15 protein-coding genes are annotated in these 15,301 nt (G+C 70.0%); 10 read left to right on the forward strand and 5 right to left on the reverse strand.

From position 1 onward, the window contains the following. Positions 1-93: 93 nt before the first annotated feature. The 3 genes from ACFIMZ_RS17890 to ACFIMZ_RS17900 form a co-directional block, all read right to left on the reverse strand. The gene (locus ACFIMZ_RS17890) at positions 94-1,056 is read right to left on the reverse strand and encodes a LysR family transcriptional regulator (protein WP_431820677.1); all 963 of its coding nucleotides are present in this window, start codon (positions 1,054-1,056) and stop codon (positions 94-96) included. A gap of 150 nt (positions 1,057-1,206) precedes the next feature. Then, positions 1,207-2,286, reverse strand: a complete 1,080-nt coding sequence (locus ACFIMZ_RS17895) for a porin (RefSeq protein ID WP_431820678.1) — start codon at positions 2,284-2,286, stop codon at positions 1,207-1,209. Between the two features lie 343 nt (positions 2,287-2,629). Then, complete coding sequence (locus ACFIMZ_RS17900; protein ID WP_431820679.1) at positions 2,630-3,121, reverse strand: peptide-binding protein; 492 nt, start codon at positions 3,119-3,121, stop codon at positions 2,630-2,632. A gap of 363 nt (positions 3,122-3,484) precedes the next feature. Here ACFIMZ_RS17900 and ACFIMZ_RS17905 point away from each other — a divergent pair, with 363 nt between their 5' ends. From ACFIMZ_RS17905 to ACFIMZ_RS17930, 6 genes are all read left to right on the forward strand, one after another. Beyond that, entirely contained in the window at positions 3,485-4,528 is a 1,044-nt protein-coding gene (locus tag ACFIMZ_RS17905; RefSeq protein WP_431820680.1) for a bile acid:sodium symporter family protein, read from the forward strand. 118 nt (positions 4,529-4,646) lie between these two features. Further along, positions 4,647-6,482 carry an EAL domain-containing protein gene (locus tag ACFIMZ_RS17910; RefSeq protein ID WP_431820681.1) on the forward strand — a complete coding sequence of 612 codons (1,836 nt, stop codon included), beginning with the start codon at positions 4,647-4,649 and terminating at the stop codon, positions 6,480-6,482. Between the two features lie 182 nt (positions 6,483-6,664). Beyond that, the gene (locus ACFIMZ_RS17915; RefSeq protein ID WP_431820682.1) at positions 6,665-7,684 is read left to right on the forward strand and encodes a LacI family DNA-binding transcriptional regulator; all 1,020 of its coding nucleotides are present in this window, start codon (positions 6,665-6,667) and stop codon (positions 7,682-7,684) included. Continuing rightward, positions 7,681-8,961, forward strand: coding sequence for an AGE family epimerase/isomerase (locus ACFIMZ_RS17920; protein ID WP_431820683.1), 1,281 nt, complete (start codon positions 7,681-7,683; stop codon positions 8,959-8,961). Before ACFIMZ_RS17915 ends, ACFIMZ_RS17920 begins: the two co-directional genes overlap by 4 nt. Further along, positions 8,958-9,866, forward strand: a complete 909-nt coding sequence (locus ACFIMZ_RS17925) for a carbohydrate kinase family protein (protein ID WP_431820684.1) — start codon at positions 8,958-8,960, stop codon at positions 9,864-9,866. Before ACFIMZ_RS17920 ends, ACFIMZ_RS17925 begins: the two co-directional genes overlap by 4 nt. A gap of 90 nt (positions 9,867-9,956) precedes the next feature. Next, a complete protein-coding gene (locus ACFIMZ_RS17930; RefSeq protein WP_431820685.1) occupies positions 9,957-10,178 on the forward strand; it encodes a hypothetical protein in 222 nt (73 codons plus the stop codon). A 13-nt stretch (positions 10,179-10,191) separates the two neighbouring features. On the opposite strand, the gene ACFIMZ_RS17935 is transcribed toward ACFIMZ_RS17930, so the two are convergent. Continuing rightward, positions 10,192-10,386, reverse strand: a complete 195-nt coding sequence (locus tag ACFIMZ_RS17935) for a DUF2905 domain-containing protein (protein ID WP_010090459.1) — start codon at positions 10,384-10,386, stop codon at positions 10,192-10,194. Between the two features lie 12 nt (positions 10,387-10,398). Further along, complete coding sequence (locus ACFIMZ_RS17940; RefSeq protein WP_431820686.1) at positions 10,399-11,589, reverse strand: class I SAM-dependent methyltransferase; 1,191 nt, start codon at positions 11,587-11,589, stop codon at positions 10,399-10,401. 13 nt (positions 11,590-11,602) lie between these two features. On the opposite strand from ACFIMZ_RS17940, the gene ACFIMZ_RS17945 reads away from it, so the two are divergent. The 4 genes from ACFIMZ_RS17945 to glmU all read left to right on the forward strand — a co-directional run bounded on the left by ACFIMZ_RS17945 (position 11,603) and on the right by glmU (position 15,284). Further along, positions 11,603-12,364, forward strand: coding sequence for an SDR family oxidoreductase (locus tag ACFIMZ_RS17945; protein ID WP_431820687.1), 762 nt, complete (start codon positions 11,603-11,605; stop codon positions 12,362-12,364). A 55-nt stretch (positions 12,365-12,419) separates the two neighbouring features. After that, positions 12,420-12,824, forward strand: a complete 405-nt coding sequence (locus ACFIMZ_RS17950; RefSeq protein ID WP_010090456.1) for a dihydroneopterin aldolase — start codon at positions 12,420-12,422, stop codon at positions 12,822-12,824. Beyond that, a complete protein-coding gene (gene ttcA / locus ACFIMZ_RS17955; protein WP_431820688.1) occupies positions 12,821-13,798 on the forward strand; it encodes a tRNA 2-thiocytidine(32) synthetase TtcA in 978 nt (325 codons plus the stop codon). Before ACFIMZ_RS17950 ends, ttcA begins: the two co-directional genes overlap by 4 nt. Positions 13,799-13,922: 124 nt before the next feature. Next, on the forward strand, positions 13,923-15,284 hold the full coding sequence (glmU, locus tag ACFIMZ_RS17960) for a bifunctional UDP-N-acetylglucosamine diphosphorylase/glucosamine-1-phosphate N-acetyltransferase GlmU (protein ID WP_431820689.1): 1,362 nt from the start codon (positions 13,923-13,925) through the stop codon (positions 15,282-15,284). The last annotated feature ends 17 nt before the right edge of the window (positions 15,285-15,301 follow it).

Raw genomic sequence — 15,301 nt, forward strand, 5'->3', positions numbered from 1 at the left:
ACCCGGACGCGTCACGCAAAACAAAAGCGCGAACCCCTCACGGCGTTCGCGCTTTTTGTTTGCTGCGACTTTCCTTCGACGAAAGCGCGCCGCTCAGCCGGTGCGCTTGATTCGCGTGATCGGCAGCACGCGCAGGCGCGCCTCGATCGACGGGCACAGCGACTCGTTCTCGAACCGCGCGGCGAGGAAATCGACGAATGAGCGCACCTTCGCCGACACATGGCGGCGGCTCGCGTATACCGCGTAGATCGGCAGCTCGCGCGGCGGCACCGCGTCGAGCAGCACCGGCACGAGACGCCCGGCCTCGAGGTCGTCGCCGACCACTTCGGTGCCGAGCAGCGCAATGCCCGCGCCGCCGAGCACGGCCGCGCGCAGCCCTTCGAGATGGTTGACGATCAAGTTGCCGTTGAGATTCACGCGCGACGCGGCGGCCGCGTCGGTCACCATCGCATCGAGCATCGTCGCGTTCGTGTCGCGCCGCAGGTAGTTGTGGTTCGCGAGATCGGCGATCGTCTGCGGCGTGCCGCGCTTGTCCAGATAGTCGGGCGACGCGACGAGCATGATGTGCGCGGTCGCGATCTGCCGCGCGACCAGCGACGACGACTTCAGCCCGCTCGGCGCCGCGCGCACCGCGACGTCGTAGCCTTCGTCGATCAGCTCGACGACGCGGTCGGACAGCGTGATCTCGACCGTCACGTCGGGGTAGCGGTCCGCGTAGTCGGTGACTGCCTGCATCACGTGGCGCAGCCCGAACGCGGACAGCGACGTCACGCGCAGCCGGCCCTGCGGCACGACGCTCGCGGCGCCGACCGCCTGCCCGGCCTCGTCGAGTTCGGACAGCGCCTGCACGAGGCGCTCGTAGTATTCGCGCCCCGCCTCGGTGGGCGCGACGCGGCGGGTCGTGCGATGCAGCAGCCGCGCACCCAGCTGCTGCTCGAGATGCATCACGTGCTTGCTCGCCATCGCCGCCGACATCTGCATGCGCTCGGCCGCGCCGACGAAGCTGCCGACTTCGACGACGTAGCGAAACACATTCATGCTGACGAGGGTATCCATCGAACTGGCTCGCAATTGAAATAAACCGTGCAATTACGAACAGAGTAACAAAGGCTGGGAAACTGAAAGGTCAACAATAGCAAAACGGCGCCGCACACAGCGGCGCCGTTTCGGGCACAAAAACAGGGGGCGAGCGGCTCGCCCGCGGGGTCAGAACTTCGCGCGAATGCCGGCGCCGAACGTGTTGCCGTTCGACAGGCTGCTGATATGGTCGTTCATGTACGCCGCGTAGACGTCGGTGCGCTTCGACAGCGGATAGTCATAGCCGACGGCCCACGTCTGGCGCGTCTGGTTCAGGCCGCCCGCGTCGCGCGAGTATGCGTACGACGCCATCGCGGAGCCTGCGCCGAGCGGCACCGTCACGCCGCCCTGCCCGGTATTCACGTGCCAGCTGCCCGCGACCTGGTCGTTCTTCGTATACATGTACTGGCCGAACAGCTTCACGAGCTTCAGGTCGTAGGTCATGCCGACCTGCGCGATGCCCTGGCTCTTCATGCCGGTGACACCGGGAAGCGAGCCCAGGTCGCGCGGGGCATTGTTGAAGTTCACGTACTGGTACACCGCGGTCGCCGCGAACGGCCCGCTCGCGTAGTTGAACTGAGCACTCCACTTCTTCGCGCCGTTGTCGCCCGCCTGGTTGCCCAATGCGTACATCACGCCGAAGTTCGCGCCGCCGAACGCCGGCGACGTATACGACACCGCGTTGTTCCAGCCCGAATCGCCGACCGCGCCCTGGTCGCTCGGATAGGTCGGGAACGTGCCGAGGCCGAGGAACGTGTGATAGACCATCGGCGAGAACACGTACGAGTCGAAGAACGGGTTGAACAGGATCGTCGACAGGAACAGGTGCGTGGTCAGGCGGCCGGCGGTCACCGTGCCGTACGGCGAGCTGACGCCGACGTACGCGTTGCGCGCGAAGAAGGTGTCGCCGTTGAAGCGGCCGAACTGGCCGTTCTGCGCGCGGAAGAAGCTCTCCAGCGTGAAGATCGCCTTGTAGCCGCCGCCGAGATCCTCGGTGCCGTGCATGCCCCAGTACGACGTCGACATCCCGCCGCCCGACACGTTCCATGCGCGATCGCCGCCCGGGAATTTCGTCGCGCCGACCCACTCGTCGACCTGGCCGTACAGCGAGACGCTCGATTGCGCGTGGACGGGCGCGGCGGCGACGCAGGCGGCGGCCGCGACCAGCGCGGCGGACGTGCTCGACGCACGGCGGGCAAATGCTTTCATGGGATCTCCAGGTATTGTCGATAAGAAATCGGGCGGCGCGAGCGTTGTTATAGGGGCCGCCGCTTGCGTCGTGCTGGGGCGCAGCCATCTTTGCGGATCATTTTTCCGGTCAAAAATGCGTGTGCTTATTGCGGGTATAGCAGCGGCATTAACTTCGCGGCGGCGGTTCGGGAACAGACGGGGCGCGGCGGCAACGCGCGAGCTCGTCACGCGGCGGCTCGGCGGCGCGTCACGCGCGAACCGGGCGCGAAAGATAGCGCAATGCGGCGGGAAAATCAGCGGAAATCGATGCGCGACTGTGGCGAATTCGCATCAGTCGGCGGGGGACAGAACGCGGGCGCGCTCAGTTTCGATAAAACGGCGAGAAATACGGCGAATGCGCGGGCTCTTCCTGCACGCGCGGCGGCGGCAGCGGGCGGCCGCCGCGCTCCTCGTTGTAGCGGGCGACGTCGGCTCGGATCGACCCGGCGCGCAGCGGCATGTTGCCGCCGCCCGACGGGCGCGGCACCTGGCGCGCGTCGGCGCTGATCGGGCGATACGGGCTCTGCGCGGCGTAGTGGCCGTACGACGGCGTCGGCCGCAGGCCCCAGCGGGGGCCGTAGCCTTTCACGCCTGCGCCGGCCGCCCCCATTCGCGCTCCCGGGTTGCCGCCCCACTGCCCATGGCGCCAGACGGGCGGGCCGCCGGACGCCTGACCGAACGCGCGCGGGCCGCGATCGCCGCCGCCGAACCCGTGTCCGCCGTGCGGGGGCTGCGCGAGCGCAAGCGGCACCAGCAGCACGCCGAGCACGCCTGCCGCCCATCGTCCGATCTTCCGTTTCACCCGATCCGTCATTGTTCAGAGCCTGGTTTTGCCTGCCGCGAGCCCCGTCCAGGGCGGGCGCAAGCCTTTCAGCAGTAATTTATGAGCGAGGCGAAATCGTGTCGAGCCAAAAAGTGTTAGGTCTGGGGCATCGGTGTAACACCATGTTACTGCTAGGTTTTTCACGTCGGGGACGGATCGCCGCAGCACATTCTTCTGCTGTTTTCGTCACCTGCGCGACAGGCTGGATCGGCCGAACGGCATTCACTCGATTCATCAATCGATTCATACAATGAATTTGTGGTTTGAATCGGCAGCCGGGAAAATAGCGGCGTCCGCGCGTGCGGCGTCCACGCGTGCGCGGCACGCGTTCCTATCGACCCGATCGAGATTCCGATGGCCCGCCCCCGTTACCTCCCCGACAACTTCACGCTCGCCCTCGTCGGCACCGTCGTGCTCGCGAGCCTGCTGCCGTGCCGCGGCCCGGCCGCGCACGCGTTCAACTGGGCGACCAACATCGCGGTCGGCCTGCTGTTCTTCCTGCACGGCGCGAAGCTGTCGCGCGAGGCGATCGTCGCGGGCGCTACGCACTGGCGGCTGCACGCGGTCGTGCTGCTCAGCACCTTCGCGCTGTTCCCGCTGCTCGGCCTCGCGCTGAAGCCGGTGCTGCAGCCGCTCGTCACGCCGGCGCTGTATGCGGGCGTGCTGTTCCTCTGCACGCTGCCGTCGACGGTCCAGTCGTCGATCGCGTTCACGTCGATCGCGAAGGGCAACGTGCCGGCCGCGGTCTGCGCGGCGTCCGCGTCGAGCCTGCTCGGGATCTTCGTCACGCCGGCGCTCGTCGGGCTGATGATCACGACGCAGTCGGCGGCAAGCGCGTCGCCGTGGAGCACGGTCGGCAGCATCGTGATGCAGCTGCTCGTGCCGTTCGTCGCCGGCCAGCTGCTGCGGCCCGTGATCGGCGGCTGGATCGAGCGCAACCGCGCGGTGCTGCGCTTCGTCGACCAGGGCTCGATCCTGCTCGTCGTCTACGTCGCGTTCAGCGAGGCCGTGGACCAGGGCCTCTGGCACCAGATTCCGCCGCGCGCGCTCGCCGGGCTGCTGGCCGTCAACCTGCTGCTGCTCGCGATCGCGCTGCTGCTGACCGCGTTCGTCAGCAAGCGGCTCGGCTTCAACCGCGCCGACCAGATCACGATCATCTTCTGCGGCTCGAAGAAAAGCCTCGCCGCCGGCGTGCCGATGGCGAAGGTGATCTTCTCCGCGCACGCGGTCGGCGCGATCGTGCTGCCGCTGATGCTGTTCCACCAGATCCAGCTGATGGCCTGCGCGGCGCTCGCGCAGCGCTGGGGCGCGCGCAGCCTGGACGAACCGGGCGACGAGGGCGCCACGCCGGGCCGGATCGCGTCCGCGCCGGGCGCGCTGAGCGCCGGCAAGCGCTGACGCGGCGGCCATGATTCGCGGCGATGCACCGACATGGCGCATCGTTTCACGAAAATTCATTCAATTCTCCTGCGCGGTGCCGTTAAGCCGGGCGTTCCGACGTTTTGGCCGTCCCGCCATGCCCGCCACCCCCGCCGCTCCCGATGCCGCCCGCACCGCGCGATTGATCGCGGATCGTGCGCTCGCCGCCGTGTTCCAGCCGATCGTCGACCTCGGCTCGGGCACGGTCATCGCCTATGAGGGCCTGATCCGCGGCCCGCGCGGCACCGACCTGGAGCCGCCCGCCGCGCTGTTCGCGCAGGCGGCGCGCGAAGGCACGACCATCGCGCTCGAACACGCGGCCGCCATCACCTGCCTCGACGCGTTCGCGGCGCTCGGCTGTGACGGCAAGCTGTTCCTCAACTTCAGCGCGGGCGCGATCCTGCAGCTCGCGCGCGAACGCAAGCACGCCCGCACGCTGCTCGAGCGCGCGCAGATCGCCGCCGAGCGCATCGTGATCGAGCTGACCGAGCAGAACGCGACGACCGATCTCGCGCAGGTCGTGCCGGCCATCGCGTCGCTGCGCGACGCGGGCATCCAGTTCGCGCTCGACGACTACGGCACCGCGAACGCGAGCATGAACCTGTGGCTGCGCCTGCATCCCGACGTCGTGAAGATCGACCGCTTCTTCATCCACGACATCGCCCGCGACCCGTTGAAGTTCGAGGCGGTCAGGGCGATGCAGCACTTCGCGCATGCGAGCGGCGCGACGCTGATCGCCGAAGGCATCGAGCACGAACGCGACCTGATCGTCGTGCGCGACATGGGCATCTGCTGCGTGCAGGGCTTCCTGCTCGGCCGCCCGCATGCACAGCCGGAGCGCGTCGTCGCGCCCGCCGCGCGCGACGCGATCCGCGCGCCGCACATCGCGGTGTTTCCGGACGCGTCGCGCGCGGCCCGCCCGAGCGGCACGGTCGCCGCGAAGATGCTCGTCGCAGCGCCTGCGCTGCCGCGCGACGTGACCAGCAACGACGTGCTCGCGCTGTTCAACCGGATGCCCGAGCTGCACGCGGTCGCGCTCGTCGAGCACGAGCGGCCCGTCGCGCTCGTGAACCGCCGCAGCTTCATGGACCGCTTCGCGCTGCCGTACCACCGCGAGGTGTTCGGCAAGAAGCCGTGCCTGCAGTTCGCGAACGACGCGCCGCTGATGATCGAGAACGCGACGACGGTCGAACAGCTCGCGCTGCTGCTCGCCAACAACGACCAGCGCTATCTCGCGGACGGCTTCGTGATCACCGAGCACGGCCGCTACGTCGGGCTCGGCACCGGCGAGAGCCTCGTGCGCGCGGTGACCGAGATGCGCATCGAGGCCGCGCGCTACGCGAACCCGCTGACGTTCCTGCCCGGCAACATTCCGATCAGCGCGCACATCGACCGGCTGCTCGCGCGCGACGCCGGGTTCCACGCGTGCTACGTCGACCTGAACCAGTTCAAGCCGTTCAACGACCAGTACGGCTACTGGCAGGGCGACGAGGTGCTGAAGTACGCCGCGACCGTGCTGGCCGGCATCTGCGATCCGCAGCGGGACTTCCTCGGCCACGTCGGCGGCGACGATTTCCTGGTGCTGTTCCAGAGCGACGACTGGCACGCGCGCGCGGCCGCCGCGATCGGTCGCTTCAACGACGGCGCGCAGCGCTTCTACACGCTGACCGACCAGCGCGCGGGCGGCCTGCGCGGCGAGGACCGCCACGGCAACCCGGCGTTCTTCGGCTTCGTGACGATGGCGATCGGCGCGGTCGGCGTGCCGGCGGGCGCGCACCGCGCGATGCGCTACGGCAGCGACGAAATCGCGTCGGTCGCGGCGCTCGCGAAACGGCGCGCGAAGCAGCAGCCCGACGGGCTCGCGGTCGTCGATCTCGACGCGGGCCGCGCGGCGCTGCTCGCGCGCGGCGAACCGCCCGCGACACGGCACTGAGCGCCACGCGCGGATACCTTGCCTTTTGCCGCGCCTGTTTAGTATTTTTAGTAAAAGCGCCGGCGCAGATTAGTGCTTTAAATTCGCGTATTTACGGGTATTCCCCGGGAATCCGGCGCGATTTTCTCGATGCGTTTTACTATACAATCGCCGTCACCCTAAACAAACCGGATTTCCGAACGATGGGCACCACCATTCGCGACGTGGCGCGGGCGGCAGAGGTCTCGATCGGCACCGTGTCCCGCGCGCTGAAGAACCAGCCCGGCCTGTCCGAAGCCACGCGCGCGCGCATCGTCGAGATCGCGCAGCGCCTCGGCTACGATCCCGCGCAACTGCGGCCGCGCATCCGCCGGCTGACATTCCTGCTGCACCGCCAGCACAACCGCTTTCCCGCCAGCCCGTTCTTCTCGCACGTGCTGCACGGCGTCGAGGACGCGTGCCGCGAGCGCGGCATCGTGCCGACGCTCCTGACCGTCGGCCCGAACGACGACGTGCTGCGCCAGATGCGCCCGCACGCGCCCGACGCAATCGCGGTGGCCGGCTTCATGGAGCCGGAGACGATCGAGGCGCTCGCCGCGACCGGCCGCCCGCTCGTGCTGATCGACCTGTGGGCGCCCGGGCTGCGCTCGGTCAACATCGACAACGCGACCGGCGCGGCGCTCGCGATGCGCCACCTGCTGGCCACCGGCCGCACGCGCATCGCGTTCATCGGCGGCTCGCCCGCGCACTACAGCATCACGCAGCGCGCGATCGGCTACCGGCGCGCGTTCTTCGAGGCCGGGCGGCTGTTCGACCCGGCCTACGAAGTGACGATCGACGCCGGACTCGACCCGGACACCGGCGCCGCGCGCGCGATGCAGCAACTGCTCGACGCGCCGGGCCCGCGCCCGGACGCGGTGTTCGCGTACAACGACGCGGCCGCGCTCGCCGCGCAGCGCGTGTGCCTCGCGCGCGGGCTGCGGGTGCCGGACGACATCGCGATCGTCGGCTTCGACGACATCCCCGCCGCCGCGCACGCGAGCCCGCCGCTCACGACGCTCTCCGTCGACAAGGAAGCGCTTGGCCGCCGCGGCGTCGAGCTGCTGCTGGCCGAATCCCCCGAGCACATCGAGATCTGCCTGCCCGTCGAGCTGATCGTGCGGGCCAGCAGCCGGCCCGCCGCGACACGGGCCCCCGTCACCGCCACGAGCACCGAATCATGACTACGCCCCCGGTCCAACCCGCCCCGGCGACGCCGGCCGCGCATGCCCAACCGGCCCCGTTCGTCGCGAGCTTCCGCGATCCGTCGTTCCTGCTGTCGCACGTCGAAGACACGCTGCGCTTCTATGCACCGAACGCGCTCGATCCGACGGGCGGCTTCTACCACTATTTCCGCGACGACGGCAGCGTGTACAACCGCACGTCGCGGCACCTCGTCAGCAGTTGCCGGTTCGTCTTCAATTACGCGATGGCGTACCGGCATTTCGGCGATCCGCGCCATCTCGACTACACGCGCCACGGGTTGCGCTTCCTGCGCGACGCGCACTGGGACGACGCGCTGCAAGGCTACGACTGGGAGCTCGACTGGCGCGACGGCGCGAAGCTCGCGACGCTCGACGGCACGCGCCACTGCTACGGCCTCGCGTTCGTGCTGCTCGCCGCCGCGCACGCGACGATGGCGGGCGTCGACGAGGCGCGGCCGCTGATCGCCGCGACCTACGAGCTCGCCGAGCACCGCTTCTGGGACGCCGCCGCGGGACTCTACGCGGACGACGCGACGCCGAACTGGATCGTGTCGAGCTACCGCGGCCAGAACGCGAACATGCACATGACGGAGGCGCTGCTCGCCGCGTACGAGGCGACCGGCCACCTCACCTATCTCGACCGCGCGGAAAAGCTCGCGACGCACATCACGCGGCGCCAGGCAGCGCTGTCGGGCGGCCTCGTGTGGGAGCACTATCACGCGGACTGGTCGGTCGACTGGGACTACAACAAGGAAGACAGCTCGAACATCTTCCGGCCGTGGGGCTTCCAGCCGGGCCACCAGACCGAGTGGGCGAAGCTGCTGCTGATCCTCGAGCGGCACCGCCCGCTCGACTGGCTCGCGCCGCGCGCGGCCGAGCTGTTCGACGCGGCGCTCGCGCACGCGTGGGACGCCGATCACGGCGGGCTCTGCTACGGCTTCGGCCCCGACTTCACGATCTGCGATCACAACAAGTACTTCTGGGTGCAGGCGGAATCGTTCGCGGCGGCCGCGATGCTCGGCGCGCGCACCGGCGCCGAACGCTACTGGGACTCGTACGACGAGATCTGGCGCTACAGCTGGACGCATTTCGTCGATCACCGCTACGGCGCGTGGTACCGGATCCTGACCTGCGACAACCGCAAGTACAGCGACGAGAAGAGCCCCGCCGGCAAGACCGACTACCACACGATGGGCGCGTGCTACGACGTGCTCGCGACGCTCGCGCGCGCGGCGCGCAGCGAACCGACGCAATGAGCGGCGGCGGCTTTCCGGCATTCGTGTCCGCCGGCGACATCCTGACCGACATGGTGCGAGCGGGCGACGCGCACTGGACGTCGGTGCCGGGCGGCGCCGGCTGGAACGTCGCGCGCGCGGTCGCGCGGCTCGGCGTGCCGAGCGCGCTCGCCGGCGCGATCGGCGAGGACTGCTTCTCCGACACGCTGTGGCGCGCGAGCGACGCGGCCGGGCTCGACCTGCGCTTCCTGCAGCGCGTCGCGCGCCCGCCGCTGCTCGCGATCGTCCACGAGACGCGGCCGCCCGCGTATTTCTTCATCGGCGAAGCGAGCGCCGATCTCGCGTTCGATCCGGCGCGGCTGCCGGCCGGCTGGGCCGACCATGTGAAATGGGCGCACTTCGGCTGCATCAGCCTCGTGCGCGAGCCGCTCGCCGGCACGCTGATCGCGCTCGCCGCCGAGTTGCACGCGCGCGGCGTGAAGATCAGCTTCGACCCGAATTACCGGAACCTGATGACGGCCGCGTACCGGCCGACGCTCGAGAAGATGGCGGGCCTCGCGGACCTGATCAAGGCGTCCGACGAAGACCTGCGGCACCTGTTCGGCGGCAGCGAGGCCGCTGCGATCGCAGCGCTGCGCGCGCTGAATCCGCGCGCGGCGCTCTTCGTGACGCGCGGCGCGGACGCCGCGACGCTGTATGCGGACGGCGGCGCGTACGAAGCGCGCCCGCCGCGCGTCGAAGTGGTCGACACGGTCGGCGCGGGCGACGCGTCGATCGGCGGGATGCTGTTCAGCCTGATGGCGGCGCCGCAGCGGCCGTGGCCGGCGCACCTCGCGTTCGCGCTCGCCGCGGGCGCCGCCGCGTGCCGCCACACCGGCGCGCACGCGCCGACGCTCGACGAGGTGGTCGCGCTGCTGGAGCGCTAGCCCGCTGTCCGGCACAACCCGGCACGAAGCGGTGCTGTACATGTTGCGGCGCGGTGCTACGATGAAGTGTCCTTTTGCGGGAGAGGCATCATGGACACCAACACGTTCACGAAGGGCATCTACACGGCCAAGGCGCATACCCGGCATGCCGGCCACGGCCAGTTCCAGGGCTATGTGATCCTGAGCCGGGACGAAGGGGAGACCCCCGACAACACGGTGTACGACGTCGGCAGCACGAGCCCGAACGAGGAAGAGGCGTTCAACGAAGCGAAGGCGCTCGCCCATCGCATCCTCGGCGAGATCGAGCTGTGATGCGCGCTGCGCGTCAGACGAGCCGAGCCGCCATCGACACCAGCATCGTGATCACCAGCGTCGACATGAACGGAAACGGGTAGCGCCGCCCGCCGAGCGTCAGCGTCACGTCGCCGGGCAGCCGCCCGACGCCCAGCTTGCCGAGCCACGGCCAGCAGCGCGTGAGGATCATCACCGCGACGAACGACGCCATCAGCCAGCGCAGCATCGGCCGCTCCCGTCAGAGCGCGTGCGAGCGGTCGCCGCGCGCGAACGCGTCGAGCGGGCCGTCGAGGCCGCGCGAGAACGCGATCACCTTGAACAGCTCGCCCATCTCCGCTTCCGAGATCAGCTTCTGCACCGCGTTCGCGGCGGGCAGGAACGCGCGGACGTCGGACGGATCGATCGCGGCAAGCGCATCGGTGATGCCCGCATTGAGCAGGAAGCGCGCCTGCGACGTGTAGCCGAGCAGGTCCGCGCCGGTCGCGACGCCGGCCTCGTAGATCCCCGAGAATTCGACGTGCGCGGTGATGTCCTGCAGGCCCGGATAGAGGAACGGGTCATCGTGCGCGCGGTGCCGATAGTGGCACATCAGCGTGCCGCGGTCGCGCTGCGGATGGTAGTACTCGTGCGCGGGAAAACCGTAGTCGACCAGCAGCACCGCGCCGCGCGCGAGCATCGTGCAGACGGTGCGGGTGAACGCGAGCGCGGCCTCGTGCGTCTCGGTCACGTAGCCGTCGCCGGCGTCGAGCGCGGCGAGCGCCGGCGGCACGTCGGCCGGCGCGGCCGGCCGGTCCTCGAACACGAACGCCTGCCGCGCGTCGAGCGCGACCCCGCGCTCGCGCCACGCACCGTCCGCCTTCGCGAACAGCCGCACCGGCATCGCGTCGAGCACCTCGTTGCCGACCACGACGCCCTCGAAGCGCTCGGGCAGCGCGTCGAGCCAGCGCACCTTCGACGCGAGGCCGGGAGCAGCAGCGGCGATCGTGTCGCGCTGCCGCTCGCGCAACTCGCCGGACAGGTCGACAATCAGGTATTCGTCGAGTTCGGCTGCCAGCGCGTCGAGCGCCGCGAGCAGCCCCGCCGCCAGCTTGCCGGTGCCCGCGCCGAATTCCATCACGCGGCGCGTGCCGCTCGCCGCGAGCGCCTGCGCGACGGGCCGCGCGAGCGTCTGCGCGAACAGCGGCGACAGCTCGGGCGCGGTGACGAAGTCGCTGCCGTCGTCGGCGCGGCGGCCGAACTTGCGGGCGCCGCCGCTGTAGTAGCCGAGACCGGGCGCGTACAGCGCGCGCTCCATGAAGCGGTCGAACGGCAGCCAGCCGCCGGCCGACGCGATCTCGTCACGCAGCTGCGCGGCGAGGGTTTCGGACTGCGCGAGCGCGTCGGGGCCGGGAGCAGGTAAACTAGCGGGTTCGTGAGCTTTCGGGTTCATCCCGGCATTGTAAATGACCGTTTCAGCCGATACGTCGACCGCGCGCGTGGTGCTCGTCGCGGGCGCCCTGGACAGCGCGGCCGACGCCGCGTCGATCGGCCGCGCGCTCGCCACCGGGTTCGCCCGGCGCGGCTGGGACGTCGCGCTGCAGCGCGGCCGCGACGCGCCGCCCGCCGTGGCCGACGCGCTCGTCGCCGAGGTCCGGGCGCTCGGACGCCGCGCGGCCGTGCTCGACGCCGATCTGGCCCTCGAAGCCGAGGCGGCCGGGCTCGTCGCGGCCTGCGACGCGGCGCTCGGCCGGCCGGCATGCGTCGTGTTCCACAGCGCGCCGACGGGCGCCGACGACGCGCACTCGGTGTGCCATGCGGCGCTCGCCGCTGCGCTCGCCCGCAACGTCGCCGCGCCGCTCGCGCTGGCCCGCGCGCTCGAAGCCGCGACGCCCGACGCCGCGCGCGCCGACGAAGCGCTGCGCGCGTGCGCGATCCACGTGCTGGACCAGGCGCTGTTCCACCCGGCGCCCGAACAGCTGTCGCACGCGCTGATGCAGGCCGCGCTGAACCGCGCGACCGCCGCGCTGGCGCTGACGCTCGCACCGAAGGTGCGCATCGCGGCGCTCGTGCGCGGGCGCGCGCCGCACGCGAACGACATCGCGGCGGCGGCCTGCTACCTGGCGGACGCGCCCGGCATCACCGGCGCGACGCTGACCGTCGACGGCGGCGAGCACCTGGTGCCGCCTGCCGCCGGCCCGAATGAACCGCACGGGCGCGCGCCATGACGGCCGCCGCCCGCGCCGCTTTGCGTGCGCGCACGCCAATTTGACTGGAACGACCATGCATTCCGCTCTCCTGCACCCCCGCCTCGCGGATTGCCGCAGGCTCTACCTGCGCGACTACGAGGTGCACATCAACATCGGGGCATTCGAGCACGAGAAGCGCGGCGAGCAGCGCGTCGTCATCAATGTCGACCTGTTCGTGCCGCTTGCGCTGTCCACCCCCGTCGACGACCGGCTGCATGAAGTCGTCGACTACGACCTGATGAAGCAGAGCGTCGCGCAGTGCGTGGCGCGCGGCCACATCCACCTGCAGGAAACGCTGTGCGACGCGATCGCCGCGCGCCTGCTGGCGCACGACGCCGTGCGCGCGGTACGCGTCCGTACCGAGAAACCGGACGCCTATCCGGACTGCGACGCCGTCGGCGTCGAAGTCTTTCGCATCAAGGACGAGGAGCGAGCATGAACGCCCCCCATACCCCCAATCCGAATGAGCTGGCGGCCGACGCCGGCCGCCCGGCGCTGACGCGCCGCGAGCAGAAGGAAGCGTACGAGAACAACAAGCTGTTCAAGCGCATCGTGCGCCAGGTCGGCCAAGCGATCGGCGACTACAACATGATCGAGCACGGCGACAAGGTGATGGTCTGCCTGTCGGGCGGCAAGGACAGCTACGCGATGCTCGACGTCCTGCTGCGCCTGCGCGAGCGTGCGCCGATCGACTTCGACATCGTCGCCGTCAACCTCGACCAGAAGCAGCCGGGCTTCCCGGAGCACGTGCTGCCCGAGTACCTGACGCGGATCGGCGTGCCGTTCCACATCGAAAACCAGGACACCTACAGCATCGTCAAGCGCCTCGTGCCCGAGGGCAAGACCACCTGCTCGCTGTGCTCGCGGCTGCGCCGCGGGATCCTGTACCGCGTCGCGGGCGAGCTCGGCGCGACCAAGATCGCGCTCGGCCATCACCGCGACGACATCGTGCAGACGCTGCTCCTGAACATGTTCTACGGCGGCAAGCTGAAGGGGATGCCGCCGAAGCTGCAGTCGGACGACGGCAAGAACGTCGTGATCCGCCCGCTCGCGTACGTGAAGGAAACGGATCTGGAGAAGTACGCGGAGCTGCGCGAATTCCCGATCATCCCGTGCAACCTGTGCGGCAGCCAGCCGAACCTGAAGCGCGCGGAAATGAAGGCGCTGATCCGCGAGTGGGACAAGCGCTTCCCGGGCCGCGTCGACAACATGTTCAACGCGCTCGCGAAGGTCGTGCCGTCGCACCTGATGGATACCACGCTGTTCCCGTTCACGTCGCTGCGCGCGACCGGCGAGGCCGATCCGCAGGGCGACATCGCGTTCGACGAGGAACCGTGCTCGAGCGGCGACGACGGCACCGCCAGGCCTGACGCGGCCCGACCGATCTCGATCGTCCAGTTCGACGATCTGTAAGCCGCCCAGCGCGGGGCCCGGCGACGCCCGCCGGGCGGGCCCGCCAGCCCCGCCCGGCCGGGCTCGGCGGGCGGGGCCCCATGCTAGAATGTGTAGCTTCGAACTCTTCTGACAAGCTGGCGCCATGAATATCGTGATTTTGGCGGCAGGCACCGGCAAGCGCATGCGTTCCGCGCTGCCGAAAGTGCTTCATCCTCTGGCCGGCAGGCCCCTCCTCTCCCATGTCATCGCCACCGCGCGCGCGCTGCAGCCGTCCCGGCTCGTGGTCGTCGTCGGCCACGGCGCGGAGCAGGTGCAGGCTGCCGTCGGCGCGCCCGACGTGCAGTTCGCGGTGCAGGCCGAGCAGCTCGGCACCGGCCACGCGGTGCGCCAGGCGCTGCCGCTCCTCGATCCCGCGCAGCCGACCCTCGTGCTGTACGGCGACGTGCCGCTCACCCGCGTGTCCACGCTCGAGCGCCTCGTCGACGCCGCGCGCGAAGGCCGCTACGGCATCCTGACGGTCACGCTCGACGAGCCGACCGGCTACGGCCGCATCGTGCGCGACCCGGCCGGCTTCGTCACGCGCATCGTCGAGCAGAAGGACGCGTCGCCGGACGAGCAGAAGATCGCCGAGATCAACACCGGCATCGTCGTCACGCCGACCGCGCAGCTCGCGATGTGGCTCGGCGCGCTGAACAACGACAACGCGCAGGGCGAGTACTACCTGACCGACGTCGTCGAGCTCGCGATCGACGCCGGCTTCGAGGTCGTCACCGCGCAGCCGGACGCCGAATGGGAAACGCTCGGCGTGAACAGCAAGGCGCAGCTCGCGGAGCTCGAGCGCGTCCACCAGCGCAACCTCGCCGACGCGCTGCTCGCCGACGGCGTGACGCTCGCCGACCCGGCGCGGCTCGATGTGCGCGGCACGCTGCGCTGCGGCCGCGACGTGTCGATCGACGTGAACTGCGTGTTCGAAGGCAACGTGACGCTCGCCGACAACGTGACGATCGGCGCGAACTGCGTGATCCGCAACGCGTCGGTCGGCGCGGGCACGCGCATCGACGCGTTCACGCACATCGACGGCGCCGAGCTCGGCGCGCACACGGTGATCGGCCCGTACGCGCGGCTGCGCCCGGGCGCGCGGCTCGCCGACGAGGCGCACGTCGGCAATTTCGTCGAGGTGAAGAACGCGGTGATCGGCCACGGCTCGAAGGCGAACCACCTCACGTACATCGGCGACGCCGACATCGGCGCGCGCGTGAACATCGGCGCGGGCACGATCACCTGCAACTACGACGGCGCGAACAAGTTCCGCACCGTGATCGAGGACGACGTGTTCGTCGGCTCGGATACGCAGCTGGTCGCGCCGGTGCGCGTCGGGCGCGGCGTGACGATCGCCGCGGGCACGACGATCTGGAAGGACGTGGCCGAAGGCATGCTCGCGTTGAACGAGAAGACGCAGACCGCGAAGAGCGGCTACGTCCGCCCGGTCAAGAAGAAAAGCTGAATACCCCGCGGGCGCCG

The sequence above is a fragment of the Burkholderia sp. F1 genome (assembly GCF_050813845.1).
Classification (GTDB): Bacteria; Pseudomonadota; Gammaproteobacteria; order Burkholderiales; family Burkholderiaceae; genus Burkholderia; species Burkholderia ubonensis.